This window comes from Clostridium sp. Marseille-Q5894 (genome assembly GCF_946902305.1).
Classification (GTDB): Bacteria; Bacillota_I; Bacilli_A; order Erysipelotrichales; family Coprobacillaceae; genus Thomasclavelia.
In genome coordinates this window covers 408,676-426,834 of record NZ_CAMPPT010000002.1, presented here as the reverse complement: position 1 = coordinate 426,834, position 18,159 = coordinate 408,676, and the positions used below count along the sequence as shown (strand labels likewise).

Sequence of the window (18,159 nt, the reverse complement as noted above, 5' to 3'; positions counted from 1 at the left end):
AATTAAGATTTATTTTTCTTATATTCTTTGCGACTATTATTATTTTCTACTAATAGCACTTTAAAAAATTGAATTAAAGCATTTCGCGATTCACTATCCATATTTTTTAGTTCCTTCAAAGCAACAATTAAATGTGTAAATGTTTTTTCTGAAAAATCATTTATCTTTTTTATTCCGGCAGCCTCAATAATACTAAAAAGGCATTCAACAGCATTTTTTCGCGTTTCTTCATCCACTTTAACAAGCCAGGATTTAAATGCTGTATCCATTGCTTGACTCTCTGCATTAATCGCTTTGCTTTCAACAAAATGAGTACCTTCGATCTGCCATGTAAAACCACTATGCTGCATTAATCCTTTTGCATCACTTTTAACAACGATCATTTCTTCAAGATATTCAAGCATTATCCCAAAGACACAGCCCTCAGGAACAAATTTTTTGATTTTTTTAGCTATCTTTTGATACTCCGGAATTTCCAAGATTTCTTGATTAAATCCTGGACCATCATTATTATAAATTTCAATGATTCTGTTTATTATTTTTTCACTGCTATTACATGCTGCATATACAGCCAGATTTCCACCTTTAGAATGTCCTCCTAAACGCATCTTCACACCAAAAAAATATTGGTTAAAATAATTCTTTATAGTATTTAAAACACTAGTTTGAAAATTACGATTTTTAAGTAAATAAAATAAACTCTTATTATATTTTTTTCTTGCAATGGCAGATAAATATTCTTTAGCTCTAATTTGTGAAGGAATCGGCATAGTATAAGTCATCATAAAATCTTCTTTCCATCCTAGAATCGTATCATCAGTTCCCCTAAATGCAACATATATACTACTATCTGGTAATTGAAAAGTTATTGCTGCAAATTGTTTAACAGCCTGATAATCTAATTCATTTAAATAATCAGATAATAAAATATTTTTATATCGTTTTGATTTAGCTGCGATTTTTAATAAAATGATAGCATCTTTAATAAAAGAAAATTCATCCATCAATTTATCAAGATCATTTAAATTAAAAAAATCATTTGCTACATCTTCTAAACTTCGACTTTCTTTTGATAAAAAAGCCGGTACTATTTTATCAAAATCAACATATGCTAGTTCACTTAAAATTAGTCCATCAATATCATTGAAAGGATCGATCTGTAAATCAAGATCACCACGCCATTTTATATAGTCAATTATATTTGCCATTATTTTCCCCTTTGCTTTGATCTATGATTATTTATTTAACTTATATGAATATTATAAACAAATTTATTAATAAATAACATTAGTAATAAAAAGTATTTTAATGATTTTAAGAGTATTTAAGAAATTCTTTAGTTTTTTTATGATGAAATTTTAATATCTTAGTTATATTATAAATAACAATTATTAATTATATATTATAGGGGAAATAATGATGGAAAAAATAACCGGATTGACTAATGAAGAAGTTGATTTAAGAATTAAAGCAGGTAAAATTAATATTGCACCTAAACCTGTTGTTAAAAGTAATTTACAAATTATCATAAGTCATATTTTTAATTTATTCAATGCTTATAATTTTATTATTGCTGTAGCTTTAATTGCAGTTAAAGCATATTCAAGCTTGTTTTTTGTTGTAATCGTTGTTTCTAATACTGTTATTAGAGCTAAACAAGAAATCAAATCAAAAAACATGGTTGCTAAATTAAATTTGATCGTCTCACCAAAAACAAAAGTAATTCGTGAAGAAAAAACAATTTCAATCAATAACGAAGAAATTGTTTTAGATGATATCGTTTATTTTGAAACTGGTAATCAAATCAGTGCTGATGCTAGAGTTGTTAAAAACAGTGTTGAAGTTGATGAATCATTATTAACTGGAGAAGCCGATCCTGTCACAAAAAATCCTGGAGATATGTTATTATCGGGCAGCTTCATTTTAAGTGGCGCCTGCTTAGCAAAAGTAATTCATGTTGGCAAAGACAATTATGCTAGTAAAATCACCGATCAGGCAAGGACGCGAAAACCAGTTAACTCAGAATTATTAAATACATTCAACACAGTTACACGCTATACTAGTTATTTAGTTTTACCATTAAGTGTCTTGATGCTTTATCAAGCTTATGTAATCCGTGATCAAAGTATTACAAGTACGATCGTTAATACAGCAACCGCCCTTTTAGGAATGCTGCCAAAAGGCCTAGTCTTACTTACTAGTGTCTCTTTAGCCGCCAGCGTTGTTAAATTGGGTAAGCAAAAAACGCTTGTTCAAGAGATGTTTAGTATTGAAACATTATCAAGAATAGATGTTTTATGTTTAGATAAAACTGGTACTCTTACTGAAGGAAAGATGGAAATTGAACAAGTTGTTGAACTTGATAATTCCTTTTTGTATGATCTAAATAAAATTATGAGTTCGTTTGTTGCTGGTTCATTAGATAATAATATAACTTTTAAGACTTTGAAGAATTATTTTAATGAACCGAGTACTTATAAAACATTAAATAGGATTGCCTTTTCTTCAGCTCGTAAATGGAGTGCTGTAGAATTAGAAACAATTGGAACAATTATTGTTGGAGCTCCAGAAATCATTAAACCTGAATATCCTTTACCTCAAAAGATTACGGCAATGACTAAAAGCGGTGCGCGAATTTTAATGATCGGTCATCATGAAAATATCGATACGCTTCAAGAAACACTCAATAAAACAATTCCTTTAGGCTTGATTGTTATTAAAGATCCAATCCGAAAAGATGCAAAAGAAACATTAAAATTTTTTAGTGAAAATGATGTTGATATTAAAGTGATTTCTGGTGACAATCCCGCTACAGTAAGTGCTATTGCAAAACTTGCTGGTGTCAATAATGCTGATAAATATATTGATGCTTCATCAATTAAAACAGATCAAGAATTAGAAAATGCTATTTTAAACTATAATGTCATTGGTCGTGCTACACCTTTCCAAAAGCATCAAATGATTCTTTGCTTACAAAAACATAAACGAAAAGTTGCGATGACAGGTGATGGCGTCAACGATGTTTTAGCTCTAAAAGATGCTGATGTGTCAATCGCTATGGGATCCGGATCCGATATTGCAAGACAAGTTGCTCAATTTATCATTATTGATGGGAAGTTAGAAACATTAGTTGAAGTAGTTCGTGAAGGCCGTTTAGTTATCAACAATGTTACTCGTTCTGCTTCAATGTATTATTTAAAAACGATCTATACTATCTTACTTTCTATATTATCGATCATCTTAAATATTCCTTATCCTTTTATCCCTTTTCAAATGACCTTATTAGATATGTTTATCGAAGGTTTTCCATCATTTATGATCTTATTTGAACGAAATATTGAAAAACCAAAGGAATCGATTGGACATCATGCTTTGCGTTACTCACTACCTAATGCCCTAACAATCGTTTTAACTGTTGCAATAATAAAATTATTAGCCCCATTACTCCATTTATCACTACCGGAAGTATTTACAGTTTTATATTTTACAACGGCTTTTATTTCTATCCATATGATCTATAGAATTTACTGTCCTCTCAACTGGTATCGTGGTGGTGTACTAGTTATTGATATAATTGGCTTTATATTATCTACTCCGATATTTTGGTCATTATTACAAATGCATAGTTTAAATTCAAAATTAATCAGTTATATTTTAATAACTATCATTGCTGCTATCCCTATTTTAATTATTCTTACTAAATTAGTTAGTATGTACTTAAATAAAATTCAAAATAATCTTAAATAAGCAGATCGTCATGATCTGCTTACAAATTTTTATCCAACCACTTCTTTATCACTTCATCATCACCATTATTCATAAAAGAATGTTCGCTATGTTTAGATATAGTTAATTTTGCATGCGTAGATCTCACAAAATTTTTTATAACTGAAAATGACTGCAAATTATCTTTTCCTCCATAAAGGATGTAGGTTGGACTATCCCACCTTACAATAGGATTATTTTTAACATACTGATAATAATCCCAAGTTAAGATATCTATTGGTGTAGAAATTTCTCTTTAAGTATTCAGTATTTCTTCAGTAATATCAAACCATTTAAACATATTTTTGATGAGATATTCCATATCGACAATTGGTGCAAGAAAAAAACATTTTTTAAAAATACAATCTTTATATGCCTGCAAACTAAAATATGCGCCCAAACTACAAGCATATAAAGAAACTGTTTTCCAATTAGCTAAAGCATATGCACTTATTTGCTAAGATCAAAAACACCATTAAAAACATCACATCGATAATTTTCATCTTTTCGCTCTCCATGTTCTGGTAAATCGAAACTAATTGTCTGATATCCCCTACTTTGCGCTATTGAAGCAAAAAGTTCAGCTGATTCTTTATTAGACATTTTTCCATGAACATAAATGAATACTTTGTCTGATTCTACGGACCATATAATAACGGGGATTTTTGCAAGATAAAATTTTGTTGTTTTCATTATCCATCACCAATTAGATAATATCACCAAAAGTACTGTTTTCAATATATAATTAGTTACAGAATTGTTTTTTATTCAAAAAAGATCGTATTAAAATACGACCTCATTTTTGATAAATTATTTTTTTAATTGAATAAACTGAAAGGCAATAGCTATCAGCTAATTCATCAATACTTTTTCCTTGTTGATAATCTTTCTTTATCTTTATATTTCTTTGTTTAATTTCTAATTTATAACCACTCAATTCGCCCCATTTCTTTTTGTTGTCCTTTTTTGAAGGAATATAAATATATCCACCCTGGATATAATTTTGTAGTTCTTCAACTAAAGCAACAGGAAGTATTGAATCTGCTTTAATATATTTCATGCAAGCTCGCTCCTTTAACTTTTTATCATCAAATTGCAAAGCCAGCACTATCCTTTATTACTCCATGCAACTATGATAAACACTTACTGACTTTGCATGGAGTAAAGCGACATTCTTTCTTTTTTTATTTACCATTATGATCTCACCCCTTAATTTTTTACAAATAACAGCAAATATATATTTCTATTATACAAGTTACAATAATTACATCATCTAAATTCCTTTTTAGCTTCAATATATTTATTTCAATAAACTAAAATCTATCGTATTTCGCCTTTTTAAAACCGCATATAAGTTAAGTATTGTAACAATTACAAGAACAATAAGATATCCGATCATCATAATCGGATAGATATCCAGGATTCCAGCAATATCATTGCTATTTACTCTAGTTATCATATCATACAATGAATACAATATCGCTAACGAATAACATACATAGCTCAATACTACCAAAACATTAAATTTTCTGTATTTTTTAATGGCTGCAATTATTGCAAAAATTATTGCAGCTAAACAAAGTATCAAATCAATAATTACCATAATCAATCTCCTTTAAATTTTATTATATACATTATTCATGTATTTCCAAAGGTAATCCATCGGGATCAAAGAAAAAAGTCATTTTCTTTCCAGTATAGTCATCTATACGTATAGGTTCCGTACTAATTCCTTTTTCATTAAGTTCCTTGACCGTTTCTTCCACAGATTCAACCCAAAAAGCAAGATGCCTTAAACCATATGCTTCAGGATAACTAACTCTTGCCGGATGATTTGTGGCAATAAATAATTCCAATTCGATATCATCTAGCTGCAAATCAATCTTATAATCATTTCTACTTTCTCGATAATTTTCCCGAATTATCTTAAAACCTAATAAATCTACATAAAAATGTTTTGATTTCTTATAATCACTGCCAATTATCGCAACATGATGAAGTTTTTTTAGATTCATAGCCGATCTCCTTTCAAATATTAAACTTTAGTTATTAACTATTTTTTCTTTCCAACTCACCACAACCTCTTTACCACAATGAGCTAATCCTATATAGATTATCTTTTCTTCTAATCCTTTATCATATTCTTTTTCAACGATCTGTTCGCTTGCTATATCTGATAAGCTTTTTAGTTCTTCTGTTTCTTTTTCAGTAAAACCAAAATATTGATCATATTCATCATCCATTGCTGTACATACTATAAGATTGTTTAGATCACTGAAGATATTTTCTTTGGCTACTCTCTGAATTCCTGTAAGCATCGCATACTGAAGGCTTGGTGATAGTTTTAAAGCATTATGAAGTAATCCTGCTAACCCGCCTTTTATTTCATCATAAAAACCACTTACATGTTCTTCAATAAATGGCGTATCATATTCATCGATGAACAGCATGACTTTCTTTTGATAATATTTTTCTAACTGTTCCATTAAAAATGATAAAGCATCAACAATATCATTTAATTGATTATTATTAAAATTAAATAGTCCTTTCTTTACTGATTCATAAACTGATTTATCAAATTCATCTAAATCTTTTAAAATAAATTTATAACGTTGATATTCTTTTAAGATTACTTTTTTTATCCAGCTTACAATTTCCTGTAAACTGCTTTTAGCTCCTGCAAAAGTGATAAAAATAGTTGGATACTGATTGATGTAATCAGCATATTCTGTTTTCATGATCTCTGTATCTTTAAATAATTCTCTAGAATCTTTGGTAATATCAAAGAAATTAGCTAACATTGACATATTTAAAGTCTTGCCAAATCTTCTTGGTCTCGTAATTAATGTAACACCACTTTTCCTTTCAAGAAATTCTTTGATCATCAATGTTTTATCTATTGCATAATAATCATCTTTTATTAGTTTTTCATAATCCATTATTCCAAGTGGAATTGCTTTTTTCATTTCTATCATCCCTTTTGCATATATACATTATACCTTATTTTATTTTCATTGACTATAAAACTCATTGAATCAAATCTAATTTATTAATTAAATCATAATATCTAAAAATCAAAATATATTTAAGTAAAACAAGTATATACTAAATATGGTATAATAGAAACAATCACGCAAATAATGAATTGTATTGCTTTTTCTATCATATTACAACTCTATTAAAAAATATATTGTATCAAGATTCACTAGTTATATAAAATAAGCTTTTTAGTTTAAAATATTTGAATAATTAATGCCATGATTACAAATCGTATATAAAATTTAAAATTAAGACTGTATTTTAGCAAAATTTAGTGCTATAATATATTTACACGATGGCCTGTTGGTGAAGTGGTTAACACTCTGGATTCTCATTCCAGCATGCAGGGGTTCGAACCCCCTACAGGCTACCATATTAAAATAAAAAGCAGGAACTTATTCCTGCTTAATTTTTATATTTGGCTGGGGTACCTGGATTCGAACCAGGGAAATGGCAGATTCAGAGTCTGCTGCCTTACCGCTTGGCTACACCCCAATGTCTATATATACTTTACTACTTTTTTTAGAAAAAGAAAAGGAGAAATTTAAAAAAATGCAAAAAATTCGTACTCGGTTTGCACCTAGTCCTACTGGCTATATGCATATAGGTAATTTAAGAACCGCTCTATACAGCTATTTGATCGCTAAACATGAAGACGGTGAATTTATATTAAGGATCGAAGATACTGATCAACAAAGAGAAGTTGCTGGTGCTGTTGATATCATTTATGATGTTTTAAAAAATACCGGTTTAAATTATGATGAGGGCCCTTTAAATCCTGGAAACTTTGGTCCTTATATTCAATCAGAAAGATTAGCCATATATCAAGAATATGCCCATAAACTAGTAGATTTAGGTTGGGCTCACTACTGCTTTTGCCGTGAAAAAGCAGATCATCATGAAAACGGTGATTATCTTTACCATGACCCTTGTAAAAAGATAAGTCTAGAAGAAGCTCGCAAAAGAATTGCTGATGGTGAATCTTTTACCATTCGCCAAACGATTCCAGCTACAGGAACAACAGTTTTTCAAGATGCCGTTTATGGCACTATCGAAACTGAAAATGCTTTATTAGACGAAGGAATCTTATTGAAAAGTGATGGCTATCCTACATACAATTTTGCTAATGTAATTGATGATCATTTAATGAATATTACTCATGTTATAAGGGGCAATGAATACTTATCTAGTACTCCAAAATATAATTTGATCTATCAAGCTTTTAATTGGCAGATTCCAACTTATATTCATGTGCCTCCAGTGATGAAAGATGCTCAAAATAAATTGAGTAAACGTAATGGTGATGCTAGTTATCAAGATTTGATTAAACAAGGCTTTTTAAGTGAAGCAATTATCAACTACATTGCTTTATTAGGCTGGGCTCCAGAAGGTGAAGAGGAAATATTTTCACTTGAACAGCTGGTTAACATTTTTTCTGTTGATCGCATTAGTAAATCACCGGCTATCTTTGATCTTGAAAAATTGAAATGGATGAATGGGGTCTATTTACGAAAGATGTCAATTGAACAATTTAATGATCATGCTTTGAGTTATTATCAAGACAATATCAAAACCAAGATCAACTATTTAGAACTTTCTAAAATTTTACAGCCCCGTATTCAAGTATTAAATGAAATTCCGGAAGCTGTTGATTTTATTGATAGTCCCCATCCGTTTAAAGCCGAGCTGTTTATCAATAAAAAAATGAAAACAACGATTGAAAATTCTTTAGAGGCTTTAGAAATCGTCTTGTCAAATTTAAGTGATTTAGATTTTGATGATGAAGAGAAGATAAAAAATAAGTTTATTGAACTAGCTAAAGAAAATGGAAAGAAAAATGGACAAATCATGTATCCAATCAGAGTTGCTTTAACTTTTAAAGCATTCACTCCAGGGGGAGCAGTTGAGATTGCTCACATCTTAGGTAAAGATGAAACAATCAAGCGCATTAAAGATGCAATTGTTAATTTAAAAAATGTATAATTTAAAACGGTATGAAATCATACCGTTTTAAGATATTATTTTTTTGTTGAAAGATAAACTTTATTTAATCTTTGATAAGCATTTTTAATATTTGCATCATCTTCTTCAGCAAATATAATCGTTGTATCTTTTAAGACGATTACTAAACAATAACGTAATTTTCGATTTAAGCGATAATCAAGCAGTTTTACATGATTAAAAAGCAGATCATTTACTTCGATAATCCTGCCTTTTAATTCATCAGTAGTTCCAAAAATAATTTTGTTTATTTGATCATACGAAAATTTTTTACTTTTAATCAAACCATTTACAAAAAAGCAATCATCTTTTATTTTTAAAGTATAAATTGCGCGCTTATTATAACCGCTAATTCCACCAATATAATTAAGATTGTATTGAAATGTCATAAGTTTTTTACTCCTCATTATAATCTTTAATTTCCTGTAACAAATAATTATATCCTTTTGGCTGCCGTCTTTTAAACTCAGCCATTTTTTCTTTATTTAAATGTTCAACTTCCAAACGTAATTCCCGCGCCGAAATTCGTTTAGCCCCCTGCCCTAAAACAATCAGCTGTTCTAAAGCATCTGATGTTGCTACAGTAATATTATATTTACTTGCAAGTTCATGAGTAGCTCGTTCAATATACATATCAGCCGTCTGGGCTTCTTTAGTATAAGCAATATAAATATTATGATATTTATAAGTAGTCCCCAGATTATCTTTCACTTTATAAGCATCAAAAACTAGAATTAAAATACATTTTCTGTATCCCTGATAATTACACATAATATCGACTAGTCGGGTTCTAGCAGCATCTAGACTGTCTTTAGCCAATTCTTTTAACTCTGGCCATGAATGAATAATATTATAACCATCAACAAGCAAACATTCTGGAATCTGTTTATAAGTAGAAGTGTTTTCTGATTTCATTAAAGACTTTTTACTATTCGTTCTTGTTTTAACTGGTCCATAAGTACGAATAAAGATATTTTCAAGTTCCTCATCCTCACTATTAAACTTTCTATTTTCGTAAACTTCTACTTTTGAGTTTGATGTTTTTTGATACTGAAAAGGAATATGCATATGATCCTTTACTTCATCCCATTTGACATTATATCCTGAACCATGACTGCAAAAAACTGATCCGGTAGGATTTTCAATATCAGCCTCACTATCATAATTAAACTGCTTAATTATGTCTTGTTCATCAAGGCATGGCTGATAGCCATCCATTTGACAAATTAAACGACCTTTTCCTTTGGTATAATTAATGACTTCATTTTGATAATCCTGCATTTTACTTACTGGTGCCCTACCAGTAATAGTAATGATTTCATCATGATCTTCAGGTAATATAAATGTTCCTTTCATCGCTTCAAGATCATAAATTGCTTTACTCAAATATTCTCTAGGTAATTGTAAAGAGAATTTAAAATAGGGTTCTAAAAGAATCGATTTAGTACTTTTTAAGCCTTGGCGAACAGCACGATAAGTAGCTTCACGAAAATCTCCGCCTTCAGTATGTTTCAAATGAGCGCGACCGGCTAAAAGAGTAATTTTCATATCTGTAATTGAAGATCCCGTTAATACCCCTAAATGTTCTTTTTCTTTTAAATGTGTTAAAACTAAACGCTGATAATTACTTGATAAAACATCTTCTTTACAAGAAGTAAAAAATTGTAAACCACTGCCAGGCTTCCCTGGTTCTAAAAGTAAATGAACTTCTGCATAATGACGAAGTGGTTCAAAATGACCAACACCTTCTACAGTTTCCAAAATCGTTTCTTTATAAATAATATTTCCATGATCAAAATCAACATTGATGTTAAATCTTTCGTTGATTAAATTCTTAAGTACTTCAATTTGAATTGCCCCCATTAATTGAACATGTATTTCTTTAGTTTGATGATTATAATTGATATGTAATTGGGGATCTTCCTGCGCTAACTGCATTAAATCTTTTAATGTTTTGTGGTGATCACAATTATCGGGCAAAATAATACGATAATCCAGATATGGTGATAATACGGGCTGAATCACATTATCTTCAAAACCTAGTCCTTGTCCAGCAGTAATATTTTTAAAACCTTTGATTGCACAAACTGCTCCTGCTTTAACTTCATTAACTAATTGATATTTATTACCAGAGTATATTCTAATCTGATCTACTTTTTCATCTTCATTGATCAAACTTTTTACTTTTAAAGCGCCACCTGTAATTTTTAGATGCGTTAATTTATTTCCCTGTTCATCATGACTTATCTTAAATACACGAGCTCCAAAATCATCTGAATAATTTTTTTCTCTTGTATAATCACTAAATCCGTTTAAAAAAGTATCAATGCCATTCATCTTTAAAGCTGAACCAAAGAAACATGGAAATAGTTGTCTTTTATTAATTTCATCAATCAGCATATCTTTTGTAAGGGTATTATGATCTAGATAATAATTTAATAACGCTTCATTATTTAAAGCAATATTTTCATAAAAACTTTCGTCAAGATCTTCAAAATCATAACAATTTTCACTTAAATGACTCTTTAATTCCTTCAATAAACCATCTTTATTAGCATTCATATTATCCATTTTATTAACAAAAATAAACGTTGGAATCTGATAATGCGCTAATAATCTCCAAATCGTTTCACTATGACCTTGAATTCCATCAATTCCGCTAATTACTAAAATAGCATAATCTAATACTTGTAATGTTCTTTCCATTTCAGTTGAAAAATCAACATGACCTGGCGTATCGATCAAAGTTATTTGACAATCATTCCAATTAAAAATAGCCTGTTTTGAAAAAATGGTAATGCCCCGATTTCTTTCTTGAAGATTATAATCTAAAAAGGCATCGCCATGATCAACTCTACCTAACTGACGAATCGTTTTGCTTAAATACAGCATACTTTCAGTTAATGTTGTTTTACCAGCATCAACATGGGCTAATATGCCTAATACTATTTTTTTCATTTCTATCATCCCACTTTTAATGTAATAATATTATTATAAATATTCTTATAGAAATTACAATATCCTTGAAAATTATTTTATAAATTCTTTTTTTGAAATATTTGGTAAAAAAAGATAAACAAAATTGAAGTTATTGACCAGGTAATCGGATATGAAACAATAACCATCTTAAAAGTTGGATAAATTGGCGAAATAAAGATGACCCAGATAATTCTAAGGACACAAATGCCTAAACAGACTACGATCATTGGTTTAAATGATTCACCGCAGCCCCGCATTGTTCCAGATATTATTTCAACACAACAATAAGTAAAATAAAACGGTGATAAAAAATGCATGATACTGCTGCATTCTTTTACAATATTGGCATCATTAGAAAATAAAACTATTATATTATTACCAAAAAATTTAAAAAAACAGCTTAATAAAACAGCTGATCCCAGCGCCATTATTAAACAACTTTTCATTCCATTTCGTACCCGATCAGTTAGTCCAGCACCATAATTTTGGCCTACAAATGTTGTAATAGAAGCCCCAAATGCTCCCATGATCATCCAAAATAAAGCATCGATTTTGACATATACGGCCCATGAAGCAATCGTATTAGTTCCAAAAGTGTTAATACTGGTTTGAAGTACAATATTTGAAATTGAATACATTGTTGACTGAATTCCAGCTGGTATGCCAATTTTAACGATTCTTTTTAAAATCATTAAATCTATTTTGATTTCTTTTAATTTTAATTGATAGCTTTCTTTACTGCGCATTAATTTAACGGTTACTAAGATTGCACATACAAATTGAGCAATTACCGTAGCAATCGCAGCTCCTGCAATCCCCATTTTCATATTTGCAACAAGAAATAAATCAAATAAAACATTTATAACACTGCAAACAATTAAATAATATAGCGGTGTTTTTGAATCTCCAACAGCCCTTAAGATTCCTGAACCAATATTATAAATAACCCCTGGTAACATACTAAAAAAATAAAGTTTCATGTATAAACTAGAATCGTTGATAATATCGTTAGGAACCCCAATCAATTCTAAACACTGTTTAGAAAAAAAGATCCCAAAAATCATCATCAAAATACCACAAATAATTGACATTGCAAAAGCACTATGCACAGCTTTAAAAACTTTTTTGTGTTCATTTGCCCCATAAAACTGAGCGATTACAACAGTTGCCCCAGATGATAAGCCCACAAAAAAATTAACGATCAAATTAGTTAAATTGCCGGTTGATCCTACTGCCGCTAGAGCTGGAGTACCTACATATTTACCGACAATGATCGTATCTACAGTATTATAAAGCTGCTGAAAAAATGTTCCAATCAAAATTGGAAAGAAAAATAATAATAACTGTTTCCAGATCGTCCCTGTTACTAGATCAACTTTTTTATCCATAATAATTCCCCCTGATGATTACTAAATAATATCATAACACCAGCTATATAACACATCAATAAAAAAGTACCTAAGTTAGCTTAGGTACTTGTTTTATTGATTTAAATATCTCTTTAAAAACTCTTTTGTTCTAGCTTGAGTTGGATGATTAAAAATATGATCTGGCGATCCTTCTTCAACAATAACTCCGTCATCCATAAAAACAACTCTTGAAGAGACATCTCTTGCAAACTGCATTTCATGAGTAACCACGATCATCGTTAAACCATCATTCGCTAAATCTTTCATTACTTTTAAAACTTCATTAACCATTTCAGGGTCTAAGGCACTTGTTGGTTCATCGAATAATAAAACTTCAGGTTCCATACATAATGCTCTAGCAATCGCTACACGCTGTTTTTGTCCTCCTGAAAGCTGCATGCTGCCAGCTTTTGCAAAACGTTCCATTCCTACTTTTTTCAAATATCTCATTGCTATTTTTGTAGCCTCTTCACGATTTCGCTTTAAAACTTTCATTTGTCCGATCACACAGTTTTCAAGAACAGATTTATTATTGAAAAGATTAAAACTTTGAAATACCATTCCAACTTTACTGCGATGAACATTAACATTGATCTCACCTTTTAAAATATCTTTACCATGATACATCACACTACCGCCATTAGGCGTTTCTAAAATATTTAAACAGCGTAGAAAAGTTGATTTCCCACTCCCACTAGCTCCAATGATCGTTACTACTTCACCTTTAGAAACAGTAAAATCAATATCATGTAGAACTTCTAGATCACCAAAAGATTTCTTTAAGTGTTTTACTTCAATAATCGGTTCCATTATTTTACACTCCCTTCTGCATCAAAAGAAATAGCTTTTTTTCGATTCATTCTATTTTCAATATAATTCAAGATTCTTGTTGTTGGGAATGTTAAACATAGATAGATCAATGCAACAACAAAGTATGTTGGAACAAACGCATATAAACTACCAGCAACACTCTTTGCCTGATAGAATAACTCAGTAACAGCAATAACATTTAACACACTACTATCTTTAATATTGATTACAAATTCATTACCGATAGATGGGAAAGAATTTTTAATGGCCTGTGGTAAAATAATATAAATCATTGTTTGAATGTTATTCATTCCAATACTTCTAGCCGCTTCACTTTGTCCTTTATCAACTGATTGTATTCCGGAACGAACGATTTCAGCCATATAAGCTCCGGTATTGATCGTAATAACAAAGATACCTGCTGTAAAAGGATCCCAATGAACGATATTTTTAAGGCCATAATAGATAAATGCTCCTTGAACCATCATTGGTGTACCTCTAAATATTTCAATGTATAAAGTCGTAATTATCCATGCAATTCTTTTAATAGTTTTACTTACTAGACTATCTCTTTCTTCAACTTTGATTGCTCGAATCGCACCAATTATCAAACCAATCAATAATCCTAAGATCGTTCCCCCAAAAGCCAAAGTTAAAGTAGAACCGATCCCACTAAAAAATAACGGACTATATACTTCAAAAATCTGCTTAGCAGCAACAAAAATATTACTACTTAAACTTGTAATAGTAGCTGGAATTCTTTCAATTGCTTCATCCATCATTTCTTTTTTGTCTTCATCAGACAAAGTATCAAGATATTCATTGATTGCATCTTTCAATTCTGGATTATCTTTATTTACAGCAATCGATACTGAAGTATCTGTTAAATCAACATCAAATCCTTTTCCTTCGTCAAATTCAACATACGTTAAATCGGGATTTGTTGCAATGATTCCCGCAGCTACAGGTAATTCAGCTGTCACAGCATCAACTAATTCATTATTTAACTGCATTACCATCGCTGGATAATCTTCTAATGCTGTAGCATGTTTAACATTTGGTATTTGATCAATAACAGTATCGTATAAAGTATTTAATTGTCCTAATACTTTTTTATTAGAAAAGTCTTTTAGACTTTTAGCATCTTCTAACTGATCACCTTTTCTTACAATTAAAACCATTTGTGATTCATAATATGTTTGTGTAAAATCAACCCTTTGGCGACGATCAGCAGTATCAGTCATCCCCGCAATAATAGCATCAATGACTCCAGCTTGTAATGCTGGTTCCAAACCATCCCAGCTCATTTTTTTAATTACTAGCTCTTTTCCTAAATGTTTAGCAATAGCTCGGGCGATAGTTACATCATAACCATCGGCATAACCACTGCCTTCTAAGGGCACTGTCGTATCCGTCTCATTGACCTGAGTCCAGTTAAACGGTGCATAATTACATTCCATCCCGACAACAAATGTATTGTCATCATCTTCTTCGGCCTTTACAGTATTTACTGGTACTAGTATTGAAAATACTAATATGAATGCTGTAAAGATTTTTAATAGTTTTTTCATTTCCCTTCTCCTCACTTGATATTAAAAAAGTCGTGCTATTAACACGACTTTTATTTTGCGTTAATAGCGCCCTTCATAACTGAAGGAGTGCTGTAAGTATTCCCTACAGCCCCTAGATAATAAATTGCCACTTATTATCTATCGGCAAAGATTACCTTTCCTATAGATCATCGTATGCCTACTCACTATAGTACTCTGACGCTTTGCAACCTCTATCCTTTTTCTCTTTAACAATATCTTAATCTAAGAAGTTTGTCAATATAAATAAATTTACCTCTTATATTTATCTAAATTTGATATCCGCTTGATAATTTTATGATAGATAAACAGCATATTTTTTTCAGTTACCAGCTTATCTATTTCATTGATCATAAGCCATTTTACGGCTTTATTTTCATCAAGTTTAGGTCTAATACTCTGCTTTTCATCAGCCATAAAAGCATATGAAATATTGAGATGAAGATGCGCCGGAACGATCTTATCATTTTTATAATGTGCTTGAACTGGCAGTATTTCTACTGAAATACAAGTATCAGTTAAAAGCTTCAAATTTTCAATTCCCGTTTCTTCTCTAACTTCACGCCTGGCTGCTTGAACTAAATTTTCATTATCATCGAGATGACCTCCTGGCCAACTCCAAGAATCATAAATATTATGATATATCATTAAAACTTTATCTAAAGAAGAATTCGTGATCCATGCTGATACAGTTATGTGTGCTATTTCATTGTTTCGAGTCAAGTTGTCGGGATTTTCCTTAATGAATTTTTTGATAATTTGAAGCTCTTTAGCTTCAAATTCATCTTCTGAAACAAACTTTTCTAATTCTTTTAAAAACATATCTTAACACCTATGATCATTGATTTTAAAAAATTTCTTAATTTCCATTTAACTGTATTTTGGTAATTAGCTATAAGATCTATTTTGTAATTTAACTTTTCCATACTGTTCCTTTTTTATTATCGATAATATTTAAGATATTTTATTGTGTTTTTGTCTAAAATCAAACTATTTTCTGTATTTGGATCAATGATTATTTCATCAGTCTTAGCCATCTTTTTCATAAATTGTAGGCAGTCGATCATATTTACTTCTAAACAATATGATTGATTAGAGGCAAAACTGTTATTAGAATAAACAGAAAAATATTGTCGATTATTTATAATTGATATATTATTTAAAATCATTAATAAATCATCTTTGGGTATTTGCTTTAATTTTTGTTTAGAAATTTTGATTGTCGTATAAATATAAACAGATTTACTTTGTAAATAATCTAAAATATCTTTTAGATTATTTAATTCTTTATCAGCATTATATCTAGCTATTAAATTTGATAATTTATCTTCCATTATTCAGCACCTTATTTATTTTTTACTAATCGATCATTATCATCAATATTTCGCAAAATTCGACAAGGATTACCAGTGGCAACCACATTAGCTGGAATATCCTTACTTACTACTGCTCCGGCACCGATCACAGCATTATCACCAATAGTTACACCAGGTAAAATAATCGCACCACCGCCAATCCAGACATTATTACCGATCGTTACAGCTTTGCCATATTCAATATTTTTCATTCTTTCTTCGGGATCAAGGCTGTGGCAGGCTGTATATATTTGAACATTAGGTCCAATTAATGTATAAGCGCCAATTCTGATTGGACAGACATCAAGTAAGATGCAGCCATAATTCAACATAACATTTTCACCTATATATATGTTATAACCATAATCGCAGAAAAATGGCGGCTTGATCCAAAAATTACCGCTAGTATTAATTAATTTTTTCATTAACCTATTTTGCATTCTAATTTCATGAAACTTTTTTTGATTATATCGTTGACAAAGTCTACTCGCTTTATCACGCTCTAAAACTAATCTTGGATTTAATGGATCATAAATTTTTCCATTAATCATTTTTTCTTTCTCACTCATCATTGATCCTTTCATCTTCTAACTATTAAATGAATATGCAAAATTATATCACATTAATATTATGTCTACAATAAAAGCAAATTAGTAATTCTTTTTCTAATCTAAAAATAATTGCTTTCATATTTATCACTTATTTTTAATAATATATCCTATATATAAAACTGTATCCCTTTCATTGATTGACTTTGCCTCTTTAATCGTTATAATTCGACAGTGATAATTTCTAAAAATAAACTGGAGGTTCTGTTATTATGTTTTTCTTTAAGCATCTTATTTTAATATTATGCATAGTTCTATTGCTTCTATGTATGCTGGTTCCTTTAAAAAAGGAAGGGATTTTTCCTAAATTATTAAGTTATCATAAAACATATGCAATATTATTAGCCGTTTTTTCTTTGCTTCATGGAATCTTAGCCGGACATAATGCTGGAATGGCTAGCGGAATGATTGCGTGGTTAATTATGCTCGTTTTAATTTTGTCAGCATATCTTATTAATAGAGATTCTATGATTTGGAATAAAATTCATCTTTTTTTGTCATTCATTCTTGTATTTGCTGTTATATATCATATTTTTTATGTTTATAGTATTTAGAAAATAAATAAAGGAAGAATTTATTGATAAATCAATTTTTCATCTTCCTT

17 protein-coding genes, 2 tRNA genes and 1 riboswitch are annotated in these 18,159 nt (G+C 30.0%); of the genes, 4 read left to right on the top strand and 15 right to left on the bottom strand.

The features are described from left to right. Positions 1 to 2: 2 nt before the first annotated feature. The gene (locus OC535_RS04715; protein WP_498823299.1) at positions 3 to 1,208 is read right to left on the bottom strand and encodes an Mbeg1-like protein; all 1,206 of its coding nucleotides are present in this window, start codon (positions 1,206 to 1,208) and stop codon (positions 3 to 5) included. Between the two features lie 211 nt (positions 1,209 to 1,419). On the opposite strand from OC535_RS04715, the gene OC535_RS04710 reads away from it, so the two are divergent. After that, the gene (locus OC535_RS04710; RefSeq protein WP_498823298.1) at positions 1,420 to 3,747 is read left to right on the top strand and encodes an HAD-IC family P-type ATPase; all 2,328 of its coding nucleotides are present in this window, start codon (positions 1,420 to 1,422) and stop codon (positions 3,745 to 3,747) included. A gap of 468 nt (positions 3,748 to 4,215) precedes the next feature. Here OC535_RS04710 and OC535_RS04705 read toward each other — a convergent pair whose 3' ends face one another. The 5 genes from OC535_RS04705 to OC535_RS04685 form a co-directional block, all read right to left on the bottom strand. Continuing rightward, complete coding sequence (locus OC535_RS04705; RefSeq protein ID WP_498823297.1) at positions 4,216 to 4,458, bottom strand: hypothetical protein; 243 nt, start codon at positions 4,456 to 4,458, stop codon at positions 4,216 to 4,218. Between the two features lie 103 nt (positions 4,459 to 4,561). Beyond that, positions 4,562 to 4,825 carry a CD3324 family protein gene (locus OC535_RS04700; RefSeq protein WP_024720491.1) on the bottom strand — a complete coding sequence of 88 codons (264 nt, stop codon included), beginning with the start codon at positions 4,823 to 4,825 and terminating at the stop codon, positions 4,562 to 4,564. Positions 4,826 to 5,065: 240 nt separating this feature from the next. Continuing rightward, positions 5,066 to 5,368, bottom strand: a complete 303-nt coding sequence (locus OC535_RS04695) for a hypothetical protein (RefSeq protein ID WP_498823296.1) — start codon at positions 5,366 to 5,368, stop codon at positions 5,066 to 5,068. A 31-nt stretch (positions 5,369 to 5,399) separates the two neighbouring features. Then, complete coding sequence (gene gloA2, locus OC535_RS04690) at positions 5,400 to 5,780, bottom strand: SMU1112c/YaeR family gloxylase I-like metalloprotein (RefSeq protein WP_024720489.1); 381 nt, start codon at positions 5,778 to 5,780, stop codon at positions 5,400 to 5,402. A 27-nt stretch (positions 5,781 to 5,807) separates the two neighbouring features. Continuing rightward, complete coding sequence (locus OC535_RS04685) at positions 5,808 to 6,731, bottom strand: AAA family ATPase (protein WP_498823295.1); 924 nt, start codon at positions 6,729 to 6,731, stop codon at positions 5,808 to 5,810. Between the two features lie 370 nt (positions 6,732 to 7,101). Here OC535_RS04685 and OC535_RS04680 point away from each other — a divergent pair. Next, positions 7,102 to 7,177: transfer RNA gene (locus OC535_RS04680), tRNA-Glu, on the top strand. A gap of 46 nt (positions 7,178 to 7,223) precedes the next feature. Here the strand turns inward: OC535_RS04680 and OC535_RS04675 are convergent. Then, positions 7,224 to 7,299 (bottom strand) — tRNA-Gln (locus OC535_RS04675). A gap of 57 nt (positions 7,300 to 7,356) precedes the next feature. On the opposite strand from OC535_RS04675, the gene gltX reads away from it, so the two are divergent. Then, a complete protein-coding gene (gene gltX / locus OC535_RS04670) occupies positions 7,357 to 8,787 on the top strand; it encodes a glutamate--tRNA ligase (protein ID WP_498823294.1) in 1,431 nt (476 codons plus the stop codon). 35 nt (positions 8,788 to 8,822) lie between these two features. On the opposite strand, the gene OC535_RS04665 is transcribed toward gltX, so the two are convergent. The 8 genes from OC535_RS04665 to OC535_RS04630 all read right to left on the bottom strand — a co-directional run bounded on the left by OC535_RS04665 (position 8,823) and on the right by OC535_RS04630 (position 17,516). Beyond that, positions 8,823 to 9,194 (bottom strand): hypothetical protein, encoded by a 372-nt coding sequence (locus OC535_RS04665; protein ID WP_227051687.1) that lies wholly within the window; start codon positions 9,192 to 9,194, stop codon positions 8,823 to 8,825. Positions 9,195 to 9,201: 7 nt separating this feature from the next. Next, positions 9,202 to 11,763 carry a translation factor GTPase family protein gene (locus OC535_RS04660; RefSeq protein WP_227051689.1) on the bottom strand — a complete coding sequence of 854 codons (2,562 nt, stop codon included), beginning with the start codon at positions 11,761 to 11,763 and terminating at the stop codon, positions 9,202 to 9,204. Between the two features lie 77 nt (positions 11,764 to 11,840). Further along, the gene (locus tag OC535_RS04655) at positions 11,841 to 13,172 is read right to left on the bottom strand and encodes an MATE family efflux transporter (protein WP_227051691.1); all 1,332 of its coding nucleotides are present in this window, start codon (positions 13,170 to 13,172) and stop codon (positions 11,841 to 11,843) included. A 93-nt stretch (positions 13,173 to 13,265) separates the two neighbouring features. Then, a complete protein-coding gene (locus tag OC535_RS04650) occupies positions 13,266 to 14,003 on the bottom strand; it encodes an amino acid ABC transporter ATP-binding protein (RefSeq protein ID WP_024720696.1) in 738 nt (245 codons plus the stop codon). Continuing rightward, complete coding sequence (locus OC535_RS04645; protein ID WP_498823293.1) at positions 14,003 to 15,574, bottom strand: ABC transporter permease subunit; 1,572 nt, start codon at positions 15,572 to 15,574, stop codon at positions 14,003 to 14,005. The genes OC535_RS04650 and OC535_RS04645 overlap by 1 nt, the downstream gene beginning before the upstream one ends. Before the next feature lie 56 nt (positions 15,575 to 15,630). Further along, positions 15,631 to 15,797: riboswitch (Lysine riboswitch) on the bottom strand. Between the two features lie 47 nt (positions 15,798 to 15,844). Further along, positions 15,845 to 16,414, bottom strand: a complete 570-nt coding sequence (locus OC535_RS04640) for an NUDIX hydrolase (RefSeq protein WP_227051692.1) — start codon at positions 16,412 to 16,414, stop codon at positions 15,845 to 15,847. A 119-nt stretch (positions 16,415 to 16,533) separates the two neighbouring features. Then, entirely contained in the window at positions 16,534 to 16,926 is a 393-nt protein-coding gene (locus OC535_RS04635) for a hypothetical protein (protein ID WP_498823292.1), read from the bottom strand. 11 nt (positions 16,927 to 16,937) lie between these two features. Beyond that, positions 16,938 to 17,516 carry a sugar O-acetyltransferase gene (locus tag OC535_RS04630; protein ID WP_024720700.1) on the bottom strand — a complete coding sequence of 193 codons (579 nt, stop codon included), beginning with the start codon at positions 17,514 to 17,516 and terminating at the stop codon, positions 16,938 to 16,940. A gap of 251 nt (positions 17,517 to 17,767) precedes the next feature. Between OC535_RS04630 and OC535_RS04625 the strand changes: the two genes are divergently transcribed. Next, positions 17,768 to 18,109 (top strand): hypothetical protein, encoded by a 342-nt coding sequence (locus OC535_RS04625; protein ID WP_227051698.1) that lies wholly within the window; start codon positions 17,768 to 17,770, stop codon positions 18,107 to 18,109. Positions 18,110 to 18,159 lie beyond the last annotated feature (50 nt).

Coding starts and splice junctions, on each gene's coding strand:
- OC535_RS04715 (WP_498823299.1), bottom strand. CDS start 1,208: ATGGCAAATATAATTGACTATATAAAATGGCGTGGTGATCTTGATTTA.
- OC535_RS04710 (WP_498823298.1), top strand. CDS start 1,420: ATGGAAAAAATAACCGGATTGACTAATGAAGAAGTTGATTTAAGAATT.
- OC535_RS04705 (WP_498823297.1), bottom strand. CDS start 4,458: ATGAAAACAACAAAATTTTATCTTGCAAAAATCCCCGTTATTATATGG.
- OC535_RS04700 (WP_024720491.1), bottom strand. CDS start 4,825: ATGAAATATATTAAAGCAGATTCAATACTTCCTGTTGCTTTAGTTGAA.
- OC535_RS04695 (WP_498823296.1), bottom strand. CDS start 5,368: ATGGTAATTATTGATTTGATACTTTGTTTAGCTGCAATAATTTTTGCA.
- gloA2 (WP_024720489.1), bottom strand. CDS start 5,780: ATGAATCTAAAAAAACTTCATCATGTTGCGATAATTGGCAGTGATTAT.
- OC535_RS04685 (WP_498823295.1), bottom strand. CDS start 6,731: ATGAAAAAAGCAATTCCACTTGGAATAATGGATTATGAAAAACTAATA.
- gltX (WP_498823294.1), top strand. CDS start 7,357: ATGCAAAAAATTCGTACTCGGTTTGCACCTAGTCCTACTGGCTATATG.
- OC535_RS04665 (WP_227051687.1), bottom strand. CDS start 9,194: ATGACATTTCAATACAATCTTAATTATATTGGTGGAATTAGCGGTTAT.
- OC535_RS04660 (WP_227051689.1), bottom strand. CDS start 11,763: ATGAAAAAAATAGTATTAGGCATATTAGCCCATGTTGATGCTGGTAAA.
- OC535_RS04655 (WP_227051691.1), bottom strand. CDS start 13,172: ATGGATAAAAAAGTTGATCTAGTAACAGGGACGATCTGGAAACAGTTA.
- OC535_RS04650 (WP_024720696.1), bottom strand. CDS start 14,003: ATGGAACCGATTATTGAAGTAAAACACTTAAAGAAATCTTTTGGTGAT.
- OC535_RS04645 (WP_498823293.1), bottom strand. CDS start 15,574: ATGAAAAAACTATTAAAAATCTTTACAGCATTCATATTAGTATTTTCA.
- OC535_RS04640 (WP_227051692.1), bottom strand. CDS start 16,414: ATGTTTTTAAAAGAATTAGAAAAGTTTGTTTCAGAAGATGAATTTGAA.
- OC535_RS04635 (WP_498823292.1), bottom strand. CDS start 16,926: ATGGAAGATAAATTATCAAATTTAATAGCTAGATATAATGCTGATAAA.
- OC535_RS04630 (WP_024720700.1), bottom strand. CDS start 17,516: ATGAGTGAGAAAGAAAAAATGATTAATGGAAAAATTTATGATCCATTA.
- OC535_RS04625 (WP_227051698.1), top strand. CDS start 17,768: ATGTTTTTCTTTAAGCATCTTATTTTAATATTATGCATAGTTCTATTG.